28 protein-coding genes and 1 other RNA gene are annotated in these 25,117 nt (G+C 45.7%); 12 read left to right on the forward strand and 17 right to left on the reverse strand.

The genetic code is table 11. The annotated features are described in order from the left end of the window. Nucleotide 1: 1 nt before the first annotated feature. The 4 genes from recB to nagZ form a co-directional block, all read right to left on the reverse strand. Entirely contained in the window at nt 2-3,553 is a 3,552-nt protein-coding gene (gene recB / locus A3IE_RS0112005) for an exodeoxyribonuclease V subunit beta (protein ID WP_020395864.1), read from the reverse strand. Between the two features lie 219 nt (nt 3,554-3,772). Further along, nucleotides 3,773-4,240 (reverse strand): protein YgfX, encoded by a 468-nt coding sequence (locus A3IE_RS23325; protein WP_342661880.1) that lies wholly within the window; start codon nt 4,238-4,240, stop codon nt 3,773-3,775. Further along, complete coding sequence (locus tag A3IE_RS0112015) at nt 4,234-4,980, reverse strand: S-methyl-5'-thioinosine phosphorylase (protein ID WP_020395866.1); 747 nt, start codon at nt 4,978-4,980, stop codon at nt 4,234-4,236. Before A3IE_RS0112015 ends, A3IE_RS23325 begins: the two co-directional genes overlap by 7 nt. 56 nt (nt 4,981-5,036) lie before the next feature. Continuing rightward, nucleotides 5,037-6,059, reverse strand: coding sequence for a beta-N-acetylhexosaminidase (nagZ, locus tag A3IE_RS0112020; protein ID WP_020395867.1), 1,023 nt, complete (start codon nt 6,057-6,059; stop codon nt 5,037-5,039). 125 nt (nt 6,060-6,184) lie between these two features. Here nagZ and A3IE_RS0112025 point away from each other — a divergent pair, with 125 nt between their 5' ends. After that, complete coding sequence (locus A3IE_RS0112025) at nt 6,185-6,547, forward strand: sirohydrochlorin chelatase (RefSeq protein WP_020395868.1); 363 nt, start codon at nt 6,185-6,187, stop codon at nt 6,545-6,547. A gap of 53 nt (nt 6,548-6,600) precedes the next feature. Here the strand turns inward: A3IE_RS0112025 and ssrS are convergent. Then, a non-coding RNA gene (gene ssrS / locus A3IE_RS22510) (6S RNA) lies at nt 6,601-6,778 on the reverse strand. A gap of 184 nt (nt 6,779-6,962) precedes the next feature. Between ssrS and A3IE_RS0112030 the strand changes: the two genes are divergently transcribed. Beyond that, on the forward strand, nt 6,963-7,394 hold the full coding sequence (locus A3IE_RS0112030) for a CBS domain-containing protein (protein WP_020395869.1): 432 nt from the start codon (nt 6,963-6,965) through the stop codon (nt 7,392-7,394). Here the strand turns inward: A3IE_RS0112030 and A3IE_RS0112035 are convergent. Continuing rightward, nucleotides 7,391-7,729 (reverse strand): cell division protein ZapA, encoded by a 339-nt coding sequence (locus tag A3IE_RS0112035; protein WP_020395870.1) that lies wholly within the window; start codon nt 7,727-7,729, stop codon nt 7,391-7,393. The genes A3IE_RS0112030 and A3IE_RS0112035 overlap by 4 nt on opposite strands. 2 nt (nt 7,730-7,731) lie before the next feature. Next, nucleotides 7,732-7,956, reverse strand: coding sequence for a hypothetical protein (locus A3IE_RS0112040; RefSeq protein WP_020395871.1), 225 nt, complete (start codon nt 7,954-7,956; stop codon nt 7,732-7,734). Nucleotides 7,957-8,047: 91 nt separating this feature from the next. Here A3IE_RS0112040 and A3IE_RS20585 point away from each other — a divergent pair, with 91 nt between their 5' ends. The 3 genes from A3IE_RS20585 to ubiH are packed head-to-tail and all read left to right on the forward strand — an operon-like array spanning nt 8,048 to nt 11,190. Beyond that, complete coding sequence (locus A3IE_RS20585; protein WP_020395872.1) at nt 8,048-8,605, forward strand: UPF0149 family protein; 558 nt, start codon at nt 8,048-8,050, stop codon at nt 8,603-8,605. Next, on the forward strand, nt 8,598-9,956 hold the full coding sequence (gene pepP, locus A3IE_RS0112050; protein WP_020395873.1) for a Xaa-Pro aminopeptidase: 1,359 nt from the start codon (nt 8,598-8,600) through the stop codon (nt 9,954-9,956). The genes A3IE_RS20585 and pepP overlap by 8 nt, the downstream gene beginning before the upstream one ends. 10 nt (nt 9,957-9,966) lie before the next feature. After that, entirely contained in the window at nt 9,967-11,190 is a 1,224-nt protein-coding gene (gene ubiH, locus A3IE_RS0112055) for a 2-octaprenyl-6-methoxyphenyl hydroxylase (protein ID WP_020395874.1), read from the forward strand. Between the two features lie 172 nt (nt 11,191-11,362). Here the strand turns inward: ubiH and A3IE_RS0112060 are convergent, their stop codons facing one another. Continuing rightward, complete coding sequence (locus tag A3IE_RS0112060) at nt 11,363-13,489, reverse strand: prolyl oligopeptidase family serine peptidase (protein WP_020395875.1); 2,127 nt, start codon at nt 13,487-13,489, stop codon at nt 11,363-11,365. A 354-nt stretch (nt 13,490-13,843) separates the two neighbouring features. On the opposite strand from A3IE_RS0112060, the gene A3IE_RS0112065 reads away from it, so the two are divergent. Continuing rightward, nucleotides 13,844-14,194, forward strand: coding sequence for a hypothetical protein (locus A3IE_RS0112065; protein WP_169333060.1), 351 nt, complete (start codon nt 13,844-13,846; stop codon nt 14,192-14,194). A 78-nt stretch (nt 14,195-14,272) separates the two neighbouring features. On the opposite strand, the gene A3IE_RS0112070 is transcribed toward A3IE_RS0112065, so the two are convergent. The 6 genes from A3IE_RS0112070 to bufA1 all read right to left on the reverse strand — a co-directional run bounded on the left by A3IE_RS0112070 (nt 14,273) and on the right by bufA1 (nt 17,586). Then, a complete protein-coding gene (locus A3IE_RS0112070; protein ID WP_157832871.1) occupies nt 14,273-14,665 on the reverse strand; it encodes a hypothetical protein in 393 nt (130 codons plus the stop codon). 117 nt (nt 14,666-14,782) lie between these two features. Continuing rightward, the gene (locus A3IE_RS0112075; protein ID WP_020395878.1) at nt 14,783-15,550 is read right to left on the reverse strand and encodes an HvfC/BufC N-terminal domain-containing protein; all 768 of its coding nucleotides are present in this window, start codon (nt 15,548-15,550) and stop codon (nt 14,783-14,785) included. Continuing rightward, nucleotides 15,537-16,361: an MNIO family bufferin maturase gene (bufB, locus tag A3IE_RS0112080; protein ID WP_020395879.1), complete on the reverse strand. Its 825-nt coding sequence runs from the start codon at nt 16,359-16,361 to the stop codon at nt 15,537-15,539. The genes A3IE_RS0112075 and bufB overlap by 14 nt, the downstream gene beginning before the upstream one ends. 3 nt (nt 16,362-16,364) lie before the next feature. Beyond that, a complete protein-coding gene (locus A3IE_RS0112085) occupies nt 16,365-16,838 on the reverse strand; it encodes a DoxX family protein (protein ID WP_020395880.1) in 474 nt (157 codons plus the stop codon). 64 nt (nt 16,839-16,902) lie between these two features. After that, nucleotides 16,903-17,175, reverse strand: a complete 273-nt coding sequence (locus A3IE_RS0112090; protein WP_020395881.1) for a BufA1 family periplasmic bufferin-type metallophore — start codon at nt 17,173-17,175, stop codon at nt 16,903-16,905. Between the two features lie 159 nt (nt 17,176-17,334). Beyond that, a complete protein-coding gene (bufA1, locus tag A3IE_RS0112095) occupies nt 17,335-17,586 on the reverse strand; it encodes a BufA1 family periplasmic bufferin-type metallophore (protein ID WP_020395882.1) in 252 nt (83 codons plus the stop codon). Nucleotides 17,587-17,738: 152 nt separating this feature from the next. Here bufA1 and A3IE_RS0112100 point away from each other — a divergent pair, with 152 nt between their 5' ends. From A3IE_RS0112100 to pheA, 4 genes are all read left to right on the forward strand, one after another. Beyond that, nucleotides 17,739-18,323, forward strand: coding sequence for a sigma-70 family RNA polymerase sigma factor (locus A3IE_RS0112100; RefSeq protein WP_020395883.1), 585 nt, complete (start codon nt 17,739-17,741; stop codon nt 18,321-18,323). Further along, on the forward strand, nt 18,320-19,030 hold the full coding sequence (locus tag A3IE_RS0112105; RefSeq protein ID WP_020395884.1) for an anti-sigma factor domain-containing protein: 711 nt from the start codon (nt 18,320-18,322) through the stop codon (nt 19,028-19,030). Before A3IE_RS0112100 ends, A3IE_RS0112105 begins: the two co-directional genes overlap by 4 nt. Before the next feature lie 193 nt (nt 19,031-19,223). Then, nucleotides 19,224-20,306, forward strand: a complete 1,083-nt coding sequence (gene serC / locus A3IE_RS0112110; RefSeq protein ID WP_020395885.1) for a 3-phosphoserine/phosphohydroxythreonine transaminase — start codon at nt 19,224-19,226, stop codon at nt 20,304-20,306. A 14-nt stretch (nt 20,307-20,320) separates the two neighbouring features. Next, on the forward strand, nt 20,321-21,394 hold the full coding sequence (pheA, locus tag A3IE_RS0112115) for a prephenate dehydratase (protein WP_020395886.1): 1,074 nt from the start codon (nt 20,321-20,323) through the stop codon (nt 21,392-21,394). A gap of 57 nt (nt 21,395-21,451) precedes the next feature. Here the strand turns inward: pheA and A3IE_RS0112120 are convergent, their stop codons facing one another. Beyond that, complete coding sequence (locus tag A3IE_RS0112120) at nt 21,452-22,969, reverse strand: alanine/glycine:cation symporter family protein (RefSeq protein WP_020395887.1); 1,518 nt, start codon at nt 22,967-22,969, stop codon at nt 21,452-21,454. Between the two features lie 21 nt (nt 22,970-22,990). Next, nucleotides 22,991-23,425: a universal stress protein gene (locus A3IE_RS0112125; protein WP_020395888.1), complete on the reverse strand. Its 435-nt coding sequence runs from the start codon at nt 23,423-23,425 to the stop codon at nt 22,991-22,993. A 328-nt stretch (nt 23,426-23,753) separates the two neighbouring features. Between A3IE_RS0112125 and A3IE_RS0112130 the strand changes: the two genes are divergently transcribed. Together A3IE_RS0112130 and A3IE_RS0112135 are read left to right on the forward strand one after the other, a co-directional pair. Then, the gene (locus A3IE_RS0112130) at nt 23,754-24,113 is read left to right on the forward strand and encodes a hypothetical protein (RefSeq protein ID WP_020395889.1); all 360 of its coding nucleotides are present in this window, start codon (nt 23,754-23,756) and stop codon (nt 24,111-24,113) included. Between the two features lie 29 nt (nt 24,114-24,142). Further along, nucleotides 24,143-24,568, forward strand: coding sequence for a hypothetical protein (locus A3IE_RS0112135; RefSeq protein WP_020395890.1), 426 nt, complete (start codon nt 24,143-24,145; stop codon nt 24,566-24,568). Between the two features lie 5 nt (nt 24,569-24,573). Here A3IE_RS0112135 and A3IE_RS0112140 read toward each other — a convergent pair whose 3' ends face one another. Next, nucleotides 24,574-25,107, reverse strand: coding sequence for an RBBP9/YdeN family alpha/beta hydrolase (locus tag A3IE_RS0112140; protein WP_020395891.1), 534 nt, complete (start codon nt 25,105-25,107; stop codon nt 24,574-24,576). Between the last annotated feature and the right edge of the window lie 10 nt (nt 25,108-25,117).

The following is a 25,117-nucleotide window of genomic DNA, read 5'->3' on the forward strand; positions in this document are numbered from 1 at the left end:
TTTAAGTTTTACGCGTTAGTAAGCGCTCCAAAGCTTCAATCAGACCGCGCTGGGGTTTATCAAAAAAGATGCCTTGTTGCGCCTGCGTTTTATGCATGCCGCGCAAAAATAAGTAAAAGACTCCCCCAACATGGGTTTCCCACGTGTAATCAGCTGAGCGCTGTTTTAAATAGCGATGCAGCGCAACACAATAAATTAAATACTGTAAATAATAATGTGCCTCAGCCATCGCCTGCATAATCCCTTCAGGATGATAGTCAGTATAATTTTCACCGAGGAGATTCGATTTATAATCAACGAGGTAATAGCGACCCTCATGACGAAACACGAGATCAATATAACCTTTGATAAAACCTTCTAGCTCAGTAGATTTAAGTCGCTGTACCGCTGCACGAATCGCTAACCAATCAGCGGGCAAGTATGCTAACAGTACTTGTTGTAGATCGCTGAGGGTGAAATGCGTCACTGAAAAATAGAACTCTAACTCATCCAGCCGATCGGTTTTAGCAATATTACGTAAACACCAGTTTTGCTCAGCTAGCAACGGCGTTGTTAAGGTTTGTTCAATTAATTGCTCCACGCAAGGACGCCAAGCCGCAGTAAAACCAGCCTGCGCCAACCCCGCCTCGATAATGTCACCTTGTGTGCGGAGCGGTTGGGTAAAATCTAAGTGCTCCAATAGGTGATGCAAACAAACACCCGCACGGCGTCCCGCTGGAAACTGCTTATAATCCTGTTGGCGCGTGTTAGTTTTACTGGGTAATTCCAAACCCTCTACCACGTCATAATCAGGATACTCATCGTGTTGTCCTGCGCTTAGGCTACTGAAGCTAGCAATTTTTGCTCCCCGCGGGATGTGATGCTTGAATGCTCGACAAGACAGTGCGATTTGCTTAAGTGATGGTTCGTAGCGCAAAACCTCGCGACTATCCACTAAAACGTCATGGCTAATAGAGCCTTGCGAGTTTTTCGCTAAATTTCTTAATACTTGCTGCATCTCCGTTTGGCGCTGTGGATGTTTATTCGTTAATAATTCCGTCGCGTGTGGTAAATGCCCGTAAAGCAAATAATTGAGTGCAGACTTGTAAGAGGCGGGTGACATATCACCACTCGCAACCACCAGCGTGCAGTGATACTGGGCGCGGGTCAGTGCTACATATAATAAGCGTAAATCTTCGCTGTTTTGTTCCTGTTGATAGCTGGCTTTAGCCTGTTCTAATAAGTTTTCACTAGCTTGCAAACAACTATGACCCTCGGCCGCATTGTGCCAAGCAAACCAATGACTTTTAAGTGTTGATCTTGATTCTTTCCACAAAAATGGACAATACACAATCGGATATTGCAAGCCTTTACTTTTATGAATCGTCACGATTTGCACGAGATTTTCATCACTTTCTAAGCGCAGTTGGTGCTCTTCGCTACTATTAAGGCTGCTTTGTTGCTTTAACCAGCGCAAGGTATTTTGTATTCCCCGCCAATCCCGTCGGGTTTGGGTATGAATCAATTCAGCGAGGTGCAAGATATTGGTTAAACGCCTCTCACCATCCACATAGGCTAATAAACGTTTACGCACGCCGCGTTTATCTAAGAGCTTGCGCCACATAGGCATAAAGCCTTGTTTTAGCCACACATCATGCCAATAAGCGAAGTCCTCTAATTCACGGTCAAATTGCAGCGGATCTGCATCTAATACTAACAAACGATCTAAGGAGCCGCCGAGCATATCCGTGACTAAGGCGCGTCGTATCTTGGCAATTTGATTGGGTTCGGCAATAGCCGCCAAGATTAAACGTATTTCATGAGCCTCATGGGTTTCGAAAATGCTGAGTGGGGACTTTTGCGCACTGCTAATGCCACAAGCTTGTAGAGCATCACGCATTAAACGCCCTTGGTTATGACTGCGCACGAGAATTGCAAAATCCCCACTACTCAGTGGGCGATTCCCCAAACTAGCACGTCCGGCTTGGCTTTCTTGTAGTAAGCGCGCAATGTCATTGGCAATAGCACGGGCTACTTGTTCGGCGACTTGGTTAGGGGTGGTTTTTTCTTCATTACCTTGCCAATCCCAAAGGCGCAAAGGGGCTAAAGGAGGCGTGCAGTGTAAATGGTCTATTACCGTGCCACCTGAGCTGACGGTTTCATAAATAATACGTTGTTCATTACGAAATGGATCCTGAGAAGGGGTATATAACAAGTTGAAAGCATCTAAGAGTTGGGGTTGAGAACGGAAATTTCGTGCTAGGGTGTATTGCTGGGTGGCATCCACGCCTTGTGCCGCTTTTAGATAAGTATAAATATCAGCACCACGGAAGCTATAAATCGCTTGCTTGGGATCTCCCACGTAATACACCTGCCCATCACTATCACGATAAATCGACTCGAAAACGTCAAACTGTACCGGATCAGTATCCTGAAACTCATCAATGAGCGCGACCCGATAAGCTTGCGCCAACTGTTCTGCCAGCGGTGGGCGTGTCTGCAAAGCCTGCTGAACTTGAAGCAATAAATCATCAAAGGCTAAGATACCAGCTTGCCGTTTGCGCTCTGGTAATTGTTCGCGCAGCCAAATTAAAAAGTCATAACGTAATTGGTCTAATGAAGCTTGTTGTAGCTGCGTAACTTTTTCCAGATGTGGTAAGTAGGCAGCGATTTGATGAAAGAAAATATGATCCGGCGTCGTTTTTTTCTTATTCGTGCCTTTTTTTAGGGCTTCAGGCGTTAATTTACCAAGCGTTTCGACAATATTATCGACGTGATGTCCACTGAGAAAGCTTCCGAGTTGTGTCCAATAGCGTGTGCATTGTTCAACACTATAGGTCTTTTTAGTAAGCTGATCGGGCACTAACAGGCAGTCTAAAATGGATTGGGCTGAGCTTTGCCAAGTAGCAATCAATTGCTGCAGTTGCTGTTTGCACACTTGCTCGGCTTGGAGATATTCTTGTTCGTATAAGGTGGCTGGGCGAATCGGAACTAAATAGGGGCGGCCAATAAATTTAGCTACATCCTGCAACAAACTATCCGGTGTGATGGAATGTTGTCGTAAAATGACGGCATCTAAAGCATTGGGTTTGACCAGACGCTGTTGCCAAAATTGATCAGCCAGCTTGAGTTGTAAATCGGCATCACTATCGACTAATTCACTTTCAAAGGGTAAGCCCACCTCAAAAGCATGACGTTGTAAAACCCGTTGGCAGAAGCCGTGAATGGTAAAGACTGCGGCTTCATCGAAACTTAATAAAGCACGTTGTAAATATTGCAGACGTTGGGTATCCGGAGGATAGGCGCGCAGTAAATCGGCATATTCGTTCTGTGCTACTTCAGGTTGCAGATAAGCGGCTAATGTTTCCTTAAGACGTAGTCGGATTCGACTGCGCAGTTCTTCGGTAGCAGCGCGGGTATAGGTTACGACTAGGATCTGTTCCACCGTCAGGAATTGCTCGACAATGAGACGAACATAAAGCAGCGAAATAGTCCAAGTTTTACCGGTTCCAGCACTGGCTTGAATGAGATTTTTGCCAACTAGCGGGAGGTCAAAGGGTCTCAAAGCTTGCATGGGGTGCTCATCTGTAGTTAGTCAGTGGCAGTCAACGTTTTTTAGGCTGATGCGTTTCAGGGATTAAGCTTAAACTTTGTTCGTTATCAATCCCTATAACGTTCGGTTGGGCTTAATTTGGATATGCAGGTATCCCTCTAACCTTAACGGGTTTAGCCCTCGAATACAAAATAAGGGCATTCGTAATGGGCTAAAAGCCTTTCCGCGTGAAAGGCTTTTTTAATGCAATATATTCAAACGGCGTTTCAGGTGGCGCGCTTTTTCAGTTGGTAATAAATCGGGTGTTAATACCACCGTAAATCGCCTAGCTTTTAAACTTCTAAAATTCAAAATGCTTATCATGGCGCTACTGTAACTATTGGGTAGTAATTGAACGGCATGGCGCTTGCCGTCTAAGGTATACAGCTCCCAGCCACCCCATTCGCGCCATTTTAAAGCGCTGACAGCCAATGGCGGCCAATAAGCCTGATGTTTGGCGACATAATAAAAAGCTGAGCTTAGCAAGCCAAAACTCGCCATAACCTTTATCCAAAGGTCGATTGGCAATAGAAGCAGCGTCAGAATGGCAAGACTATGTGTGAGTAGTAAAAAGCCACTGATCCATCGCGAGGGTTTCAATTCCAGAATCCATTCGGCTTCAAATGGATTCTGGGCAAGCGGTGCAGCGCTAAGCTTAGGATTTAGCAATGGAGCACTTTTAATAATTTACGTACGCGCGCCATACCGACGGATAAATGCTCGCCAATTTCATCCATGGTAATTTCACGGTCACTTTTGCCAGCCGCCCAATTCGCCACCACCGCACAGCTTGCGTAGTTCAAGCCTAATTCGCGCGCTAATCCTGCTTCAGGCATAGCGGTCATGCCCACTAAATCACAACCATCGCGTTCCATACGTTGAATTTCTGCAGCGGTTTCTAACCGTGGTCCTTGGGTAACCCCATAGGTTGCACCATTTATTAAGTCTAAACCTGCTTCTTCACCGGCTTTTAATAAGGCTTTGCGCAAGACTTCGGTATACGGGCTGGAAAAATCTATATGCGTCACTGAGGTTAAACCCTCCTCGTAAAAGGTGTGAGGGCGACCGTAGGTATAATCAATTAATTGGTGTGGAATCACTAAGGTTTTGGGAGCCATTTTGCGTGTAATGCCCCCCACCGCAGCAATGGCAATAATATTTTCAACACCGAGACTTTTTAAGGCCCATAAATTGGCGCGGTAGTTTACTTTGTGGGGCGGAATCGTGTGGGTATAACCATGACGTGCTAAAAAGGCAATCCGTGTTTCGCCAATCACGCCATGGGTCACTTGACCCGACGGTTCACCATAGGGGGTATGAACTACTTCGCGGTGAATTACCTCCAAGCCCTCGATCTCAGTCAAACCGGTGCCACCAATCACGGCGAAAGCAATTTTATTATCATTCATCGTTTAAATTTCCTTGAGCATCATGACGAAAATGTAGCAGTTTTCCAACCTAAGCGCTAAGCAATTGCGCTTAATGCGTCAACGGCTTGTTGCCAAGTCTTCTCGTTCAATAAAGCGGCTCGCGACATAAAAGGTTTGCCGATCATGCGTTCTAAACGTTTCGTGGAATGAGGATCAAGTTTAGGGCGCGCTCGATCCAGAATATCAATCACGCCCGTGCGTTTATTACAGGCTAATACCATATCACAGCCCGCCTCAAGCGCAGCTTCAGCGCGCTCTGCATAACCACCTACGACACTGGCTCCTTCCATACTCAAATCGTCACTGAAAATAACCCCCTTAAAGCCTAATTGATCGCGCAAAATCGTTTGCAACCAAACCCGTGAAAAACCGGCTGGTTGGGCATCGACTTGCTCATAAATCACATGCGCAGGCATCACTGCATCTAAACCTTGCTGAATTAACTGCTTAAAAGGCAGCATATCTTGTTGAAGAATGATGTCCAAATCGCGATTATCACGGGGTACCGCATGATGTGAATCCGCTGTCACGAAGCCATGACCTGGGAAATGTTTGCCGGTGGAGGCCATACCGGCTTCACGCATTCCCTGAATATAAGCAGTCGCAAGCTTTGCAATCAGCTCAGGTTGTTGGTGAAACGCACGATCGCCGATCACTTTACTCACGCCATAATCCGTATCCAATACGGGCGCGAAACTAAAGTCGATGCCCACCGCGCGTAGCTCTGCGGCCATCAACCAGCCATGACGTTGTGCCAGTGCTAAGCTGGTGGTCGGGTTATCCTGATAATGCAAGCCAAGTTTGGCTAAGGCGGGTAGCACGGTAAATTCGGATCGAAAGCGTTGTACGCGACCGCCTTCATGATCCACTGCGAGTAGCAAGGTTTTTTTGGGAGCAGCCGCACGCACCTGTTGGACTAGATCAATTAATTGCTTAGCCTCTTGATAATTGCGGGTAAAAAAAATCAAGCCGCCAGTTGCAGGGTGTTGTAATAATTCGCGCTCTTCTGCGGAAACTTGAGTGCCTTCTAAATCCATCATGAGATAGCCCATCGACATACCTTTCTCCTAGTTGGTTTCTGATGTCTAGTGGGCGAATTGTATAAGCTGTTAGGGGAATTGTCTTTCCTCGTCTTCTCAGCGCATAGTGGAGTGTTTTTTGAGTAAAAGTGAGTGGATATATAATGAAATGTTTAGTGTTAATTGCACATGGAAGTCGCCGTGCTGCTTCGAATCAAGAAGTACAGGAACTGGCACAACGTGTTCAGGCACAAGCAGGTGAGCGTTTTGCTAAAGTGGAGAGTGCATTTTTAGAGCTAGCCGAACCGTCTATCCCTGATGCCATTGATGCGTGTGTGGCGCAGGGGGCGACTGAGATTGTGATAGTGCCTTATTTCTTATCAGCAGGGCGTCATGTAGCCGAAGATGTGCCCGCTTTAGTGAAAGAGCGCAGTCTACATTATCCCCAAGTAAGATTTGAGTATGTAAAACATCTAGGCGCGGCTAATGAAATGGCGCTATTTATTTTGCAGCATGTGCCAGAATAAAGCAGGAGGGTATTAAGATTAAAAATTAATGCTAATGATTTAAAATAAAAAGGGACGGTACCAAGCGGTCGTGTGAAATTTCTACCTTGAACCAAAGGTTCAAGTGGGTGCTAGTCTCAATTCGTAAGGCTTACTGTCTTGCAGTCATGCACACAGAATTGAAGGGTCGCTCCCGGGATAATTAATAGGCTCAAGGATTTATCCATCTCATCTCGAGCCACCCAGAAATCCGTCCTTGGGGAAAATAGTAGACTATTTATACGTCGCTGGGAAGTAGCTTTAATCGGTTTAATACAGGCATTATTTGAAACTATGTATTCTTATTATATTTTCATGGTACAGCCAGCCAAACTTGCCTATAGTTGTACCAAGCCTTAGGCGATGCTTTCACTGATTGATGACGGAGGAGTGCTGTATGAAAACCATTAAAACCTTTCTCAATGAAGCACAGCAATCGTTAGCAACGATTCAAACCACAGCGACCGTGTTGGATGCTTTAAATCTAATGGCGGAGCGTAATGTCAGTGCGGTCTTGGTGCTAGAGCAAGATCAATTACGCGGGATTTTTACCGAGCGTGATTATGCACGTAAGGTGATTTTGCAGGGAAAAAGCTCGCGCAACACCCCCATCAGTGAGGTCATGTCAACGACCTTGACGACGGTTAATCCTGATAAAAACATTAATGCTTGTATGGAATTGATGACCGATAAGCGTGTACGCCATTTGCCCGTAGTAGACAGTGCGGGGCAATTGCTGGGGATTGTTTCCATTGGGGATGTGGTAAAAGAAGTTATGGCAGAACAGCGTTACATGATCAATGAGCTGCAACGCTATATCGCTGGTTAAGTATTTACTGCGGTAAAACGCTTTAAGGCAGAATCAAGCTTGGCTTGAATGCCTTGAAGTCGTTCAAGGGTTTGTGGATCAGTTTCGTTGATGGGGCTTGGGGTTGGTAGCGCGCTGGATTGTGTTTTTAATAATAATTCGTTAGCTAAATTCAGCGCTACCATTACCGCGATACGGTCGTTGCCTAAGACTTTGCCGGTGTCGCGAATACGGCGCATTTCTTCATCAACGCGTTGGGCAGATGCTAGCAAGGCTTTTTCCTGACCTTTCGGGCAGGCAACTGTATATTCTTTGCTCAGAATGAGCACTTTAACCGGCACAATTTGCTGATCCATGTCTAGTCGCCTTGGTCGAAGTCGGAAAATTGTTGTTTCAATTGGTTAATAATCGCTTCTATCTGCTGGCTAGCGGCTTGATTGTTTTGCTGTAAGCGGGTGCACTCTGCCTGCGCCTGTTGTAAGTGCTGGCGTAGATCACGGTTCTCAGTAAACAAACCTTCCGTCAAACTAAGGAGTTGTTCGAGTCGCTGTTCAAGATTATCAATGTGTTGTTGTAGAACCATACACAATCACGTCATTGGGGGTTGGAGGTGGCAGATGCGAAATCTTGCCGTTGCACGCATAATACACGTTTCAGCCTAGGAGGCGGATACTTTGGAACAAGGATTACCAGAATTTTATACACTAGAAGATGTTTTAATGCGACTAGATGCACAATTTTCTGCCGCTGAATTACATGGTGCAGCCTGTGGTGTCTTAGTCGTCAATCGCCATTACGCGTTCGATAAATGGATCAAACAAGTAGCGGCGGAAGCAATGGGTGATGATGAGGCTTATGATTTAGTGGAGCAAGTATTTGCTGATGCCCACTATAAATTGAATACCGAAGCCTTAGCGTTTGATTTGTTATTGCCAGAAGAAGATGAACCCTTAGCGCAACAAGTCGCCGCGTTACAAAAATGGTGTCAGGGTTTTGCTTATGGCTTAGCCTTATCCGGCTTGAAAACCCTGCAGGATTTGCCTAAAGACTCTCGGGAGTGGGTTGAGGATGTCGTGAAAATTGGGGCAGCGGGCGAGATGGATGTCGATGATGAAGATGCCTCTGAAGATGCTTTTATTGAGTTGGTAGAATTTGTACGCGTTGGCGTGTTACTGATAAATGAAGAATTACAACCCGTGCGCGGACGCGCCAAGGTGAATGAGAATGAATAAGCAAATACCCAGCATTTCGCCAGAAACTTACGCAGCACGTCGCAGAGTGCTCATGGATAAGTTAGGTAAGCAAGGCGTGGCCATTGTTAAGTCAGCCGCTGTACTGATTCGCAATCGCGATGCAGACTTTCCGTTTCGCCAAGATAGCGATTTTTGGTATTTGACCGGATTTAATGAGCCAGAAGCGGTCGCAGTATTTATCCCAGAGCGTGAAGAGGGTGAGTTTATATTATTTTGCCAGCCGCGTGACCCTGCGATGGAACGGTGGACGGGTCGACGTGCAGGTGTCGAAGGCGTAGTCGCTGATTATGGTGCGGATCAAGCGTTTGTGATTGGTGAATTAGATAAGCGTCTACCCAATTTAATCAGTGGTCGCTCAGAAATTCATTATCGGCTTGGTACGGATGAAGGCTTAGATCAGCAAGTTATGAGCTGGATCAATGTATTACGTCGCCAAGTACGTAATGGTATACCTGCACCGACCACGCTAAAAATGCTGGATGTGATTTTGCACGATATGCGCCTGTTTAAAGCGCCGGAAGAGGTCGCGATGATGCGCTATGCGGCTCAAACTTCAGCCCGTGCGCATACCAAAGCGATGCAGATTTGCCGTCCGCAGATGAATGAGTTTCAAATTGAGGCGGAGTTAGTGCGGGAGTTCCGCGTAGATGGCATGGTACCCGCTTATAATTCTATCGTCGGTGCTGGTGAGAATGGCTGTATCTTGCATTATGTGGAAAACAATTGCCCACTGAAGGCAGGTGATTTGCTCTTGATTGATGCAGCAGGGGAACATCAGGGTTATGCCAGTGATATTACCCGTACCTTTCCAGTGAGTGGTAAATTTAGCCCTGAGCAGCGTGCTTTATATCAAGTGGTATTGGATGCGCAAAAGGCTGCCATTGCGGCGGTAAAGCCGGGCAATACTTGGGATGATCCGCATCAGGCAGCCGTTCGTGCCCTGACATCAGGTTTGGTAGCGTTAGGTTTATTGCAAGGGAGTGTGGAGGAATTAATGAAAGATCCGCCCCCACCTGCCGACGGTGAGAAGGCGAGCGAAGCACCTTATCGTCAATTTTATATGCATAAAACCGGACATTGGCTTGGTTTAGATGTGCATGATGTGGGTGAGTATAAAATGAATGGGGAATGGCGCATCTTAGAGACGGGCATGGTGTTGACGGTAGAGCCGGGACTTTACATCTCGCCTGCGGATAATGTTGACCCCAAATGGTGGAATATCGGTATTCGTATCGAGGATGACGTGTTAGTGACTCACGATGGCTGTGAAATTCTCACCAGTGGCGTGGTGAAAGAGATTCATGATATTGAGGCTTTAATGGCAGGCTAGAGGATTGGCGATGGATACGCCTTATGATGTGGTAATTGTAGGTGGAGGCATGGTGGGTGCGAGTTTGGCACTGGCCTTAAGTCCTTTGGGATTAAAATTCGCGTTGGTAGAGACTTTCGCTTTTGGGTCTCAAGCTAGCCAGCCCGGTTATGATGATCGTTCGATTGCACTTTCCTATGGTTCTAGCTTGATTTACCAAGGCATGGGTTTATGGCCCGCACTCCAGCAGGGTGTTGAACCTATTGTAACTATTCATGTGTCTGATCGTGGTCATTTAGGAGCAACCCGCCTGAGCGCCAGCCAAGAACAAGTACCTGCCTTAGGTTATGTCGTGGAAAGCCGTGTTTTGGGGCAGGCTTTGCATCAGGCCTTAACGCAAAGCTCGCTAGACTTGATCGCTCCTGCCCAAGTCATTGATCTCACTCAAGAAGCGGATCAGGTGAGTTTGCATATAAAACGGCAAGCGGCTAGTGAATTCATCACGGCACGTTTAGTCGTCATTGCCGATGGTAGTCGTTCAGCCTTACGGGAAAAGTTAGGCATTAAGGTGCATGAGCGTGATTATGAGCAAAGTGCAGTGATTGCCAATGTCACCACTGAGCAGCCGCATCTCAATCAAGCTTACGAGCGTTTCACTCCTAATGGCCCCTTGGCGTTATTACCTATGACCCAAGGTCGTTATTCGTTGGTCTGGACACAGCGTAAAACAGCGGCGGATGCGATTTTGGCTTTAAATGAAGCTGATTTTTTGCAGCAGTTGCAAGAGGCTTTTGGCTGGCGGCAAGGGAAGTTTTTGCGGGTAGGGCAGCGCACCGCTTATCCTTTAAGTTTAATTAAATCCGAACATGAATTGGCGGGACGTGCTGTCTTAATCGGTAATGCTTCCCACACCCTCCATCCTGTTGCAGGCCAAGGTTTGAATCTTGCTTTGCGGGATGTGGCTTTATTGGCAGAATTAATAGCCGAACAGCATAAAGCAGCTAAGGATTTAGGTGATCCTATTTTATTAGACACTTACCAATCCCAACGCAATAAAGATTATCGCCAAGTTCTCACGTATACCGATACCCTAGTTCGGGTGTTTTCAAATGATTTTGCGCCCTTAGCCCATGCACGTGCCCTAGGTTTAATGGTGGTAGATCGCATTGCACCACTACGCGATTTATTGACGAAGCAAAGTATGGGCTTACGTTTTAAAAAGCCACGTTTAGCACGGGGCCTGCCTTTGAGTTAACGCATAGTGGCAGAACTACTAACCTAGCGCTGCCTAGCGTTTAATAGTGTTCGCTCCAATTGTATAGTGAATTTTGATTAATAGGCTACATATCACTTTTGGTGCGAAACCTAGCACAGCTGATTTTTAACAGAAAACCATGTGTAGTCTGTTAATCAAAATTCACTATATTTTAGGGTTGGCTCATTAAATGCTGGTATAAAAACTCATAAGACAAGGCTTCCATCAAGGCAGCTTGTTCCTTGTTTGCTGCACCTTCATGTCCACCTTCTATATTCTCGTAGTACCAAACCGCATGACCTTGATCTTTCATTTTGGCGAACATTTTGCGCGCATGAGCAGGGTGAACACGATCATCACGCGTGGAGGTTTTGAGGAATAATGGTGGGTATTTTTGCTCAGCTTTGACATGATGGTAAGGGGAATAAGCGTGGAGTTGTGACCAATCCGTTTCAGGATTGCCGTATTCATCGAGCCACGATGCTCCTGCTAATAACAGTGGATAGCGTTGCATATCCAGTAGTGGCACTTCACTAACAATAGCGCCAAATAATTCGGGATAATGTATCAGCATATTGCCCATTAAAAGGCCGCCATTGCTAGCACCAATGATACCAAGCTTTTTAGGGTTGGTGACTTTGCGTGCGATTAGGTCTTGAGCGATGGCTGCAAAATCTTCATAAGCTTTATAGCGTTTTTCTTTCACAGCGGCTTGGTGCCAAGCTGGGCCATATTCACCGCCACCCCGAATATTCGCTACCACATAAATACCGCCTTGATTGAGCCATGCTTTACCGACCGTTGCATCATAAACAGGGGTTAACGAAACCTCAAAACCGCCATAGCCATACAGCAATGTCGGATGTGTCGCATTCAACACTAGATTTTTCGGCGCAATTTGGAAGTAGGGCACACGCGTACCGTCTTTCGAGGTGGCGAAGTGTTGGCTAATGGCTAAATCGTTGGTTTCAAAAAAACTAGGTGTTTGTTTTAGTTTTTCCGGCGCTTTACCGACTGCTCCCTGATATAAACTGCTAGGCGTTAAATAGTCGGTCACGGTCATAAAATAGTCATTGCTATAGTCGGGATCAACTGCCTCAAGGCTTACTGTGCCTAAGTTGGGTGCAACACCAAAGTCTTGCTCTTGCCATTGCGTGTTTTCAGCCTTGAATGCTCTTAAATGATTTTTGACATCCTCCAACACCGTTAGAATAACGTAGTCCCGAGTAAAGGTGATATTTTCTAAAGAACTGTGGGTAGTCGGTGTAAACAGCACTTGAAAGTGTGCTTTACCCGCCATGAAATCGGCTAAAGGTGTGGCGATTAAGCTACCGACGCTATAGCTTTGTTGTTGATAGGTATAAGCGCTACGCAATTGTAGTAATAACCAAGAGCGCTGAATATATTTATGTGAATCTTTGGGTGCGTCTAGTTTAACGAGTTTGCCATCAGCCTCACGTATATAGACATCATCTTCATAAAACGACAAATTATGATAAACAATATCACGCTCAAAGTCGGGCTGATGATTCCGATAAGCCCCAACCCCTAAGTCCTTACTTGAGCCTTCATAAACGAGGCTGGCTTCTGTCATGGGGGTGCCACGCTTCCATTCGCGTACCACGCGTGGATAACCCGACTCCGTCAGGCTATTGGCTCCGAAATCGCTTGCAACATAAACCGTGTCTGCATCTTTCCAAGCCAGCAAGCCTTTGGCTTCGGGGCGTATAAATCCATTGTCTACAAAGCGTTTTTGTTCCAAATCAAATTCACGAGTCGTGGTGGCGTCTGCACCACCTTTAGACAAATCGATCAAGCAGCGTTTATAGTCTGGTGGTAAGCAATCACTACCACCCCATACCCAAGTGACTTGCTCCGCTTTACTTAAGGCATCTAAGTCTAATACCGTTTCCCACTTGGGATTAGCCTTGCGGTATTCCTCAAGGCTAGTGCGCCGCCATACGCCTTGCGGGTGCTCATCGTCCTGCCAAAAGTTATAGTAAAAAGTGCCGAGTTTGCTAATAAAAGGGATGCGTTCTTTTGAGTTGTAAATTGTTAATAAATCGGCTTTTAACTGCTTAAAATGTGGCGTTTGAGTGAGAGCCTGCTCAGTCACTTTATTTTGTTCGCGTACCCAATTTAGGACTTTTTCATCCTCAATGGCTTCTAACCATTGATAAGGATCACTCATTATTTGTTGTTGTGCGGATTTTTCCATGGCAAAAACTCCCCCAATGAACCAATAACTACAACTTAGCATTAAGACAATAATGCCTACGTTGGACCCGAAGCTCTTCATGATTGGTGCCTTGTACTACGTTCATAAAGATTACTATATAGTGTTTCTGGCTCAGACTCTGTTGCGATGTTTATAGATAGCTAATCATAAATTTATAAATATCTATAAATATGAATAATTTAAATCACTGGCTGAATTTATTAGTATGTTTTATATTATATAAGTTTTTGATATATAAAGAAATTGAGCCTAAAGTAGTAAGTTTTATGCCACCATCTGTCGGGATATTTTGACCAAAAAACCTTCATCCAGCTAACAAAAAATCCAATTTAGTTAAACTGTGTTTGGGTTGTTTTTAGCTAGGCATCTAAAAACATGGTTTAAAACAATAGACAAGGAGTATTAGTTATGGTTATGCCTTATTCTCCATATGCAACTACACCATATGCACCTGCCTCTGCATGGGGCCTAAATAGAACACAACCACCGATGAGCCCTGAGTTACCTTTAACACCTTATATGCAAGGTCGTTTGAGTACAGCATTTAATCAAACCTCTTGGGGCAATTCACACCAAGTCAGTAAAGTTTATGACAATGACTATTCTGGTACACCCTCTATCGGTGATTCTGTGGTATTAACCAATAATCATTATGGTTGGGGTGGTGGTGCATACTGGGGGCATCAGCCAACAACATTAAGTATGATTACGGCTGAAGTATCCAGAATTGCAGGCTTAGGTTACGGTGCACCTTGGTATGGCTAAAGGCTTAGCTGTCTAAGTTGCATAAAAGAACCAGAGTTATCTCTATGGATTAACTCTGGTTTTTCATTTTCAATAGACTTAAATAGTACAGCCAATATTCGGCGTCAATCCTAAATTATTTTTTAGACCAAAACCTTGGGCACGCGCTTTTTCAGCAGCCGACTTATCAATAGTAAATACATAAATCTTGCCATCCGCATTACCACAATAAGCTGGGTAAGTTTTACCGTCGGTCGCACAAGACTTCTTATAAATAGTTGCACCGAGGGCGCTGAGTTGTTGCTCTACCTCTAGCTGTGTCAAACCGCCCCCTTCGCATTGCTTGGAGCCTCGGTGTTTATACACTTCGACCGTATTAGGGTTCTTGGTCGCCTGTTGTGTGATACAAGCGCTGAGTATTAAAGCAGTGATGATGAAAAGGCTGGTGTGAGGTAGGTGCTTTAGGGTGTTTCGAGTCAGTATGGGATTCATAAGTGTCGATAAAGGATCAATTAGGGGGTTTGTTCAAGTAGTTTAGCGTTTGGAACGGGATATATGCTAGCAAGTCTGGTTTGTGCAGGGAAAAACCTTAATGAGTAAAGGTATTTGTTAGACGCTAAAACTGACTATCCACTGTTGTTCCAATGCTCGGGTTAAGAGAGTAGGTAAGTCATCCTGAAATTGCTCGGCTAATTCAGGAAAGGTTTTTTGTGCTTGAAGGGTTTCCACGAAAATAGCTTCCATGGGATTCAGGGGCTGTTGATATAAACGTCGCCCGCTACGATAAATGAGCAGAGTACAGGGCTTATGCAGTTCGACCGCTTCCAACGCGCATTTTTCAGGGAGGTCTTCTGCTTGATGAGCTAACCAAATCGCATGAATGGCATAAGGCGAGCTTAATAGATGCGCGGAGTGCGGTAGTTGAAAGCGCAACATGGTTTGTTGTTGCTCGCTTAAGTGCGCAATTTGACTAAAATCGGTATTCGCTTGATTAATGCTATGCCAAGCCCTTTGCCGCGCCCATTCTAGTTCTGTAAGTGCTGCTATCCATGGCCAATCGGCTAAAGTGGGAATTGTCAGTAAATACTGACTAAAACTATCGCCATAATCTGCTAAATGCGGGCTAGTAGGGGGCGTGTGATCGATATAGCGCTCGGTAACTTGCTCAAAAAAATCAGTGCCCACTAATTGTTTAGTCACCGGATACAGCGAGCTAAGATAATCACTCAAAATGCCTTGTACGCTATGGCGATAAATGCCCACACGTTGTTCTGCGCTTAGACTGCCCTGCGTCTTAACCACCTTAGCAGTTGCCGAAATTTTATCCTCATCAAACAAGGCATTGGCAAACTGGCTTTGCAATTCAGCTAAGTACATGATCCTGTACCTGTTTTGCGTGTGCTGCCTCGGCGAGCAAACGTTCTAAAGGCGGAACATGGTTATCCCATTCAATCAGAGTAGGTACGGCGCCAAAACGCTGAAGTGCAGCTTCATATAATTGCCATACCTGATCACTCACGGGATAGCCATGGGTATCGAGTAAATGCGTACCACGATCCTCATAACCGGCTAAATGAATTTCCTGTACGCGTGCTACCGGAATAGCCTGCAAGTATTCGAATGCGTCAAAGTCATGGTTGTAAGCGTTGACATAAATATTATTCACATCCAACAAAAGTTTGCAGTCCGCTAAGTCCGTGAGCGCGCTTAAGAACTCCCACTCATTCAACTCTGAGTGTTGGTATTGTAAATAACTGGATACGTTTTCAATCATCAGGGGGCGTTCGAGCAAATCCTGCGCTTGCAAAATGCGGTTTGCGAGATGTTGCAGCGTTTCCTCGTTGTAGGGTAGGGGTAGTAAGTCGTGAGTCACCAAACCCTGTACGGAGCTCCAGCATAAATGATCTGAAATCCAAGCGGGATTGATTCGATCCGCTAGCGCTTTAATTTTCTGGAAGTAATCGCGGTTTAGAGGATCAACCGAACCTAGCGACATGCCTACACCATGAAAAGTCAGTGGATAGTATTCGGCAATCTCAATGACATACTCTTGCTGTACGCTACCAGCGATCAGGTGATTGTCCGTGAGAATTTCCAGCCATGGAATCGCTGGTTTCTCTGCGAGAATTTGGTCGATATGCTGGGCGCGTAAGCCAATGCCACACGCTTGGATTCGTGCTTTAGACATACCTTAAGCCATTTTTTTAAGCCATGCAGGCTTACTCAATAATACATCCAAGGAAATTCGATCGGGGCCAAATAGGAACACGACCCAAAGCATACTGCCCCAAACAACGTGTTGCCAAAATCCACCTGCCCCTTCAATCGTCCATAAATAAGGGTAGGCAATGACGGCCACTACATTAAAAATAAATAAAGCCAGCGCACTTAGGCGTGTGAGTAAACCTAGGGCGAGTAAGAGGGGTAGTATTAATTCAGCCGCTGTCCCTAAATAAGCCGCCCACTCACTGGACAACAGGGGTACTTGGTATTCTTCTTTAAATAAATACAGTGTACTGGTCCAACTTTTTATTTTGGTTAAGCCAGAGGTAAAAAATATCCATGCTACATAAAAACGAAAGCTCAATAAGCTCAGTGTGCGCAGTATTTCTAATAAGAAATGATCGCCTATCCATAAAGCGAGTAAGTGGTTGCTGGGTTTCATGGGCGCTCCTATGCGTAGCGAATTAGAACGGGATAGCAGTTACACTATCCCGTGAGAGCGGACTTTAAGACTTCTTGTCTTCTACTAACACACCGCCGGTAATTTTTTCGCAAGTGCCTCTGGGAACGCTAATCCATTCACCTTTGGCATTATCTTCTTTGGCTTGACCAGCGCAGGAGTGGCCATTCGCGCCACAATCATTCATTCCCGCTTTGACGATGCCGCTGCACTTCTCCATTTCAACTTCGGCTTTTTTGTCTTCTGCCATTGCCATGCTGCTAGCGGCCATACCTAATGCGATTAAGGTGCTGGCCATAATAGATTTTTGTAGATTCATCAGTGAACTCCTTGTGGGTGAAAAATTATTAAACGCTTACTCATTGTTGCAAATCACTGGGATGCTAGAGCTTATACGTTATTTAATCGGATTTGGATGCAAGTTTGATGCAGCTTTTTATCGCGTGGTTAAAACAGCATACACTAAACCTAGCACGGCTTAGCGGATGACCACGCCCCCCGTCAATTTTGCGCAAGTCCCTTTGGCGACCGTAATCCACTCACCTTTAGCACTATTGGTTTTAGCCATACCCGCACAAGCATGGCCATTGGCGGCACAATCATTCATACCGGCTTTTACCACGCCCGAACATTTTTCAGTATTGTTGGTGGCTGCATTCGAGTAAGTGCTAGCGGCGACAATGCCTAAGGCGACTAACGCGGCAGCCATAATGGGTTTTTGCGTATTCATGATCAGCTCCTTGAAGGTAAACGATGCGATTCCGATAAGACGCCAACTGTTTGCAGTTGGTATGAGAGATACGCACAATAGATTGATTTTGGATGCAAAAAACTTAAGAAATTAAATTCAGGCGATTCAATGGTAGGTTGCATCCAAGTTAGGTGAAATCACGTATTCAAGGTATTACGCACGAAGGGCATAACATGGATCGACTCAGTGAATTGTTGATACTCAGCGCAACAGGTGACACGAAAGCCTTCCAGCAATTGTATGAACTGGCGTCGCCGCGTTTATTTGCCTTGTGTAAGCGCCTCGTGCGTGAGCCGAATTTGGCAGAAGAAGTATTGCAAGAAGGCTTCATTAAAATTTGGCGACATGCCGCACAATTTAGTGCTAGCAAAGCGAGCGCCATGACTTGGATGACGACACTGGTGCGTAATCAGGCCTTGGATGCTTTGCGGCAAGCCAAAGATCAACAACTGTTTGATCAAGATTTGGATTATGAAACTCTGGAGTTTGCCTCTCCTGAGCTGAGTCCTGACAAGTTATATCAGTGCAGTGATGAGGCAAAACAGTTGCAACGCTGCCTAGCATTACTCAAACCCGAACAGCGGCAATATATTATGCAAGCGTTTTATTATGGCTATACGCATGAGGAGTTAGCGCAGCTTTCTACTACACCGCTTGGAACAGTGAAAGCATGGATTCGACGTGGTTTAGAACAATTACGGGGGTGTTTACAATGAAGCGCTATCAAAACCCTGAGATTTTTGAATATCTAGCCATGTCTTATGCTTTGGGTACGTTACAGGGTCGAGCACGACTGCGCTTTGAAAGTTTGCTGGCTAAACACCTTTATCTACGCACGGTCACTGATTTTTATCAGCACCAGTTTGCGACCTTGGGGGAGTTTATTCCACCGGAGCCAGTGCCTTCGCAAATATGGCAGCGCATCGAAAGTTATATTAAGGCAGAACAAAACGCTGCAAAGCCTTCCGTTTGGCAGCGCATAACAGCCAAGTTTTCATGGCCTTTAGCAGCCGTATTAGCCTCGTTGGCGGCGCTGGTGTTTGCAGGTTTATTGATGTCTCAGCCCAGTCAACATACTTATGTGGCAACCCTCAAATCGCCGTTACATAGCGATAAAATGGTCACAGCCATGGTGCAATATGAACCCATGCAACTAGCCTTGGATATGCCGAGCGAGACTTTTGCAGGTGCTGAGGGTTATCTGCCAACGATCTGGTGTATTGCCAAAGATAAATCCCAAGCGCCGATGCGGATGGGAACCTTAGCGCGGGAGGGTGAAATGCGCCTGCCTATTGATATGAAGACATGGAAAATGATGCCACAGGTCGCAGAGTTCGCGATCAGTTTGGAGCCAATGGATAATCTGAATGGAGCCACGCCCAAGGGGGAGATTGTTTTTCGGGGGCAGGTGAGGGTGCTGTAGTGTAAAACGGCTGAGCTTAGAAGCCATTAAAGTCTTGTTCAACCTAGGCTATTTAGTTATAGCGATGAAGACAGTGCGTTTTAGTATAGAAGGCAGATCTTGGTGTTTAATTTCGCTTACTAGATAAGCGTTTGCCAGTCCCCCACGCAATATGGGAATATAAGCGCCTTTCAAAATTGGAACGCGCGTCGCCATGAAACAGGTGTATAACTTTAGCCCCGGACCTGCCGTCTTACCGCACAGTGTTTTGCAACAAGCCCAAGCTGAAATGCTCGATTGGCAAGGTTCGGGTGTGTCGGTGATGGAAATGAGTCATCGCGGTAAAGCATTTATGTCGATTGCCGAAAAAGCCGAGGCCGATTTACGCAAATTGCTCAATATTCCTAATAATTACAAAGTGTTATTCTTGCAGGGTGGTGCACATGCGCAATTTGCGATGATTCCACTCAATTTATTGCAAGGCAAGCAGCAAGCCGACTATATGGAAACGGGCGATTGGTCAGTGCGTGCCATTGAAGAAGCACGGCGTTATGGCCATGTGAATGTCGTGGCGTCGAGTATTTCCAGCAATTTCACCACGATTCCTGAACGTTCCACATGGCAAGTTAATCCCAATGCGGCCTATTTTCATTATGTGGATAATGAAACGATTCGCGGTGTAGAGTTTGATGCTATTCCCGAGGTAGGTGACGTGACCTTGGTGGCCGATATGTCATCGAATATTTTGTCACGTCCGATTGATGTAGCGCGCTTTGGGGTGATTTATGCAGGAGCGCAGAAGAATATTGGCCCTGCAGGTTTGACGATTGCGATTGTGCGTGAGGATTTATTGGGCAAAGCCGATCCAAAAACGCCCAATATTCTCAATTATCAAATCTATGCCGATAATGATTCGATGTATAACACACCGCCCACGTATGCTTGGTATATTGCCGGTTTAGTGTTTGAGTGGTTATTAGCGCAAGGTGGTCTGGAAGCGATGGCGGTGTTAAATGAGCGCAAAGCGGAAAAGCTTTACGCAGCGATTGATCAGTCCGATTTTTATGCGAATCCAGTCGACAAGCAATACCGTTCGTGGATGAACGTTCCGTTTACTTTACGCGATCCGCAATGGGATGCCGTGTTTTTAAAACAGGCGGAGGAAGCGGGCTTAGTGACGTTAAAAGGGCATCGTCAGGTGGGCGGAATGCGTGCCAGTATTTATAATGCTATGCCAGAGGCGGGCGTCGATGCCTTGATCAGTTTCATGCAACAGTTTGAACAAGCACACGGCTAACAGGGGAAGGGCAGATGGATTTAAAAGCACTGCGTGATCGGATTGATGCGCTGGATGATCAAGTATTAGCTTTGTTAAATGAGCGTGCGCGTTGTGCCGAAGAAGTTGCACAAGCCAAATTGGCGGAAGATCCGAATGCGGTGTTTTACCGACCAGAACGCGAGGCGCAAATCTTATTGCGTATGCAGGAAAATAATCGCGGCCCTCTACGCAATGAACAAATAGCGCGCCTTTACCGTGAGATTATTTCGGCGTGTTTGGCATTGGAAGAATCCATGCGGGTAGCTTATTTAGGCCCTGCTGGCACGTTTACGCAAGAAGCTGCGTATAAGCATTTCGGCAGTGGAATTGGTACCTTGCCAGTAGAGTCCATTGCCCAAGTTTTCCGTGAAGTCGAAGCTGAGCGGGTACGTTATGGTGTCGTACCGATTGAAAACTCCACCGAAGGTATTATTACGCATACCTTGGATATGTTCATGCAGTCGTCTTTACATATCTGTGGCGAAATTTTGTTGCGTATTAATCAGACCTTGATGAGCAATAATCCGAACTGGAAACTGGTCAGTAAGGTTTATTCCCATCAGCAATCCTTGGCGCAATGCCGTGCTTGGTTGGATCGTCATTTACCACATGCACAACGGATCGCCGTCAGTAGTAATGCCGAAGCGGCACGCTTGTGCAAAGAAGATGAAGATTCGGTGGCAATTGGTAGCCAACAAGCAGCTCACATCTATGGGTTGCAATTAGTACAACAGAATATTGAAGATCAAGCGACTAATACCACGCGCTTTCTCGTGATCGGGCAGCCTAAAGTAGGGCGCAGTGGCAAAGATAAAACCTCGTTGATGATTTCGGCGCCGAATCGCCCGGGTTCTTTATTCTCTATTTTGAAGCCTTTGGCAGAAAATGGTGTCGATCTGACGCGCATTGAGTCACGCCCCTCACGTAATACCAATTGGGAATATATCTTTTTCCTTGATGTATTAGGGCATGAGGAAGATGAAGCCGTCGCGAAGGCCTTGGCTGTATTGCGTGAAGATGTGGAGTTGGTACAAGTGCTGGGTTCTTATCCGGTGGCGGTGAGATAATCTTTTGGCTTTTATAAAAAGCAGTGGTGGGCCACTGCTTTTTTATATGAAGCACTGTTATTTCATGCGCTTAATTTGGCCTGTTTTGATTTTGGCGAGGTATTGATTAACTTCTTGTTTCACGACCGGCATGAGTAGATATAAGCCAATAATATTGGCGATACTCATGGCAAAGATCATGGCATCTGAGAAGTCGATCACAGGGCCTAAACTCATACTAGAGCCAAGCACTACAAACACTAAAAAGATCAGTTTGAAAATGAGCTCTTTGGTTTTGCCCTCCCCCAGCAAATAAGTCCATGCTTTTAAACCATAATAAGACCAACTAATCATGGTAGAGAAAGCAAACAACAAAACAGCAACAGATAATAAGTAAGGAAACCATGAGAAGGCTGTACCGAAAGCATGTGAAGTCAGTTCCACGCCAGTTAAGCCAGCACCACTACTGAGCGAGCCAGTGATAATGATCACTAATGCAGTCATGGTACAAATCACTACGGTATCAATAAAAGGCTCTAGGGTAGAAACAATGCCTTCAGTAGCAGGTTCTGAGGTGCGAACGGCTGAGTGAGCAATAGAGGCAGAACCAACACCGGCTTCGTTTGAGAAAGCGGCACGTTTAAAACCTTGAATCAAGGCACCAATAATGCCACCTGTTGCACCAGCACCAGTAAATGCACCATTGAGGATCTCGCCAAATGCCCAACCTAATTTGTCGATATTCATCAAGATAATAATTAAGCCAGTACCTAAATACCAAATGGCCATGAACGGGACTAATTTCTCAGTCACACGTGCAATCGATTGAATACCGCCAATAATAACTGCGCCGGTTAAGACCGCCAACACCAGACCAAATAACCAACCTTTGTCAGCTAAAAAGCTTGCTTGACCACCAGTGACCACCACCACTTGTTGAAAGGCTTGGTTGGCTTGGAACATATTGCCGCCACCGAATGCCCCGAAAATACAGCAAATGGCAAAAAAGACGGCGAGGAATTTACCTAAAGCAGCTTTATTTTGCAGGGCTAAACCTTTGGAAAGGTAATACATGGGACCGCCGGAGATGCTGCCATCAGGATATTCATTACGGTATTTGACCCCTAAAGTACATTCGGTGAATTTGGAAGCCATCCCCAATAAACCGGCTAGAATCATCCAAAAAGTCGCACCTGGACCACCGATCGCAATAGCAACGGCAACGCCCGCAATATTACCTAAACCTACCGTACCTGAAACCGCCGTTGCTAATGCTTGGAAGTGGCTGACTTCACCCGCATGTTTAGGATCATCATAGACCCCACGAACAAGGCGTATCGCTAATGCAGGGACGCGAAATTGAATAAAACCAAAGTAAATCGTGAATATCGTAGCGGCAATAATTAGCCATAACACAATCAAAGGTAGCTGTGCTTCGCCTAGCGGAACGGAAAAGAAAATAACGCTAGAGACCGCATTGGCTATCGGCGCCACCGCGTTATTAATGGTTTCATCGATACTGGCTTGGGCGGATAGCGGTAAAAGTACTAGCGTGAGGAGGGTTAGTAATGCTTGAAATAGCGTGATCGGCTTCATGCAAATTTTCCTTTTCGGTAGTTAAGGGACAACAGCAACAGGGATATTGGCTATTTGAATTAAAGTGCCCGGCACATTACCTAAAAGGCGGCTGGCTAAACCGGAGTCATTGGATTTAGCGATATAAATAATTTTGGCGTTTTTTTCTCCAGCAATTTCATGAATGGTTTTGGCAACATTACCATAACGCACTTCTGCACTTACGGTATAACCCGCAGCGGTAAGCTCTTGTGCCATCGGTGTTAATACAAACTGCGTGGCACGCTCAAGTTCTTGAGTACGACGTTGATGGCGTTCGGCTAACTCTTCTTGAGTGAGAAAGCTATAGGGTGACCACTCTAGGACATAAACAAGATGAAGGTGGGCATGGGCGAGTTTGGCGCGTTCGGCAGCAAACTGTGCAGTGCGTCGTGACGCATCGCTGCCATCATAAGCAACGATATAAATATCCGGCATGGGGCACTCCTCCTGATAACTGTGGGTTTTGCACATAGTCCATAAAGCCATGCGAATTCCAAGGTTAACATTTCACCCCACGTTGACAAAATTTAAAGCGGCTGAAACCTATAATAAATTCCGTATTTTATTATAAGGTATCTATATTTTCTTGAAGAGGCTAAAGTTAAAGCATGTCTATTAAAAATATTGATGCTAGTAAAAGCTAATTTTTGCTTTCTATCGTCAAAACGACTAGTTTTATCGTAAAGCGCAGCAGCGGCAGGACAGTGAGCAGTTATAGTAGTGTATCTAGTACTTAATTATAAATCGAATGAGCCATGCCCCTATGAATAACAGTATTCAAGCTAAACCGGTCTCGATTAGTTCTCAGGATATTCAGCGTTTTGCTCAGCAAGCTCAAGCGCGCGCATTAAGAGCCAGGAGTTTTTCTGTAGACAATACGAATCTTAGTATGCAACCGATGAGTCGCTTGGTAAGTTCAATGCTCCGTTCGATTTATGGTGAAGGCCAGCCTAGCAACACTCCTCTTATTGCCGGTGGCAGACCTGTTAATCCACCCCAACAACCCATTGAACAAGTCCCTATTGTTGCAGGCGGAATAAGTGTACCACCCCCAGTGACAGCAGGCTTAGTCGCCACTGAGGCACCCATAAGCGCTAGTGAAACAACAGTTTTACCTGATTAACACATAGGCTGACAAATAAGCAGGTTGCTATGACTACTGAAGTAAGTACAGTTTGTCCCAGTGCCAACCACAAAGAAGCAGAAGCTGTATTATTTGGCGTAGTGGGGGGAACTCCGGAAAAGCCGGAGCTTGCCTATTTAGATAAAATACAGCCCATTACGAATGATATCTTGGCAATGGCGGGAAGCGTTGATCCAACAGAAGTATTTCGTTTTGCAGCCCCCTGTGCCAAGTCTGGATGCCAGCATTTTAATGAGCAACAATCTTCTTGTCAGTTAGCATCGAAAGTCGTTCAACTCTTGCCAGTAGTCGTCAAAAAATTAGCGCCTTGTGCCATTCGTAGCCAGTGTCGTTGGTGGCAACAAGAAGCGGTGGCAGCTTGTCAACGCTGCCCGCAGGTAGTGACCTTAAATTATGCGCCGAGTCAAGCCATGCGAGCGGCAGCCACGGTGTAAAGCATTCAGGTGTTTAAGAGTTTATCCAATAGGCTCAAGCCTTCAGGCCAAGTCCCTAGACCACTGCTGGCGTTAATATGGCCTTTATCACCGAGATTTACTAAATGTTGGCAGCCCCAATGGCTTGCCATCGTTTGGGTGAATTCGGGGGTGCTATAAGGATCATTCGTGCTATAGACCATAATACTTGGAAAAGAAAAGGCCTGAGTGGGTAAGGGGTTGAAGCCTTTGGCATCGTTTGGAAAATTAGCCCCTTGAGGGTCAGGGACTGCAACCAATAAAGCCCCTTTTATCGCGAGTTTGGTTTGTGCTGCCCAATGCACCACGTTTAAACAGCCTAGGCTATGCGCAACAATGATGGTATCACTACCGGCGTGTTGAACCGCCTGCTCTAACGTACTCACCCATTCCTGACATAAGGGATAATCCCAATCCCGTTGTTGCACCCGAGTAAACTGTGGATGGGCTTGTTCCCACAGGGTTTGCCAATGCTGTTCACTAGAATTATAAATGCCCGGACAAATAAGAATCTGAGTCATGACCTACTCA

Source organism: Thiolinea disciformis DSM 14473 (assembly GCF_000371925.1).
Lineage (GTDB): Bacteria > Pseudomonadota > Gammaproteobacteria > Thiotrichales > Thiotrichaceae > Thiolinea > Thiolinea disciformis.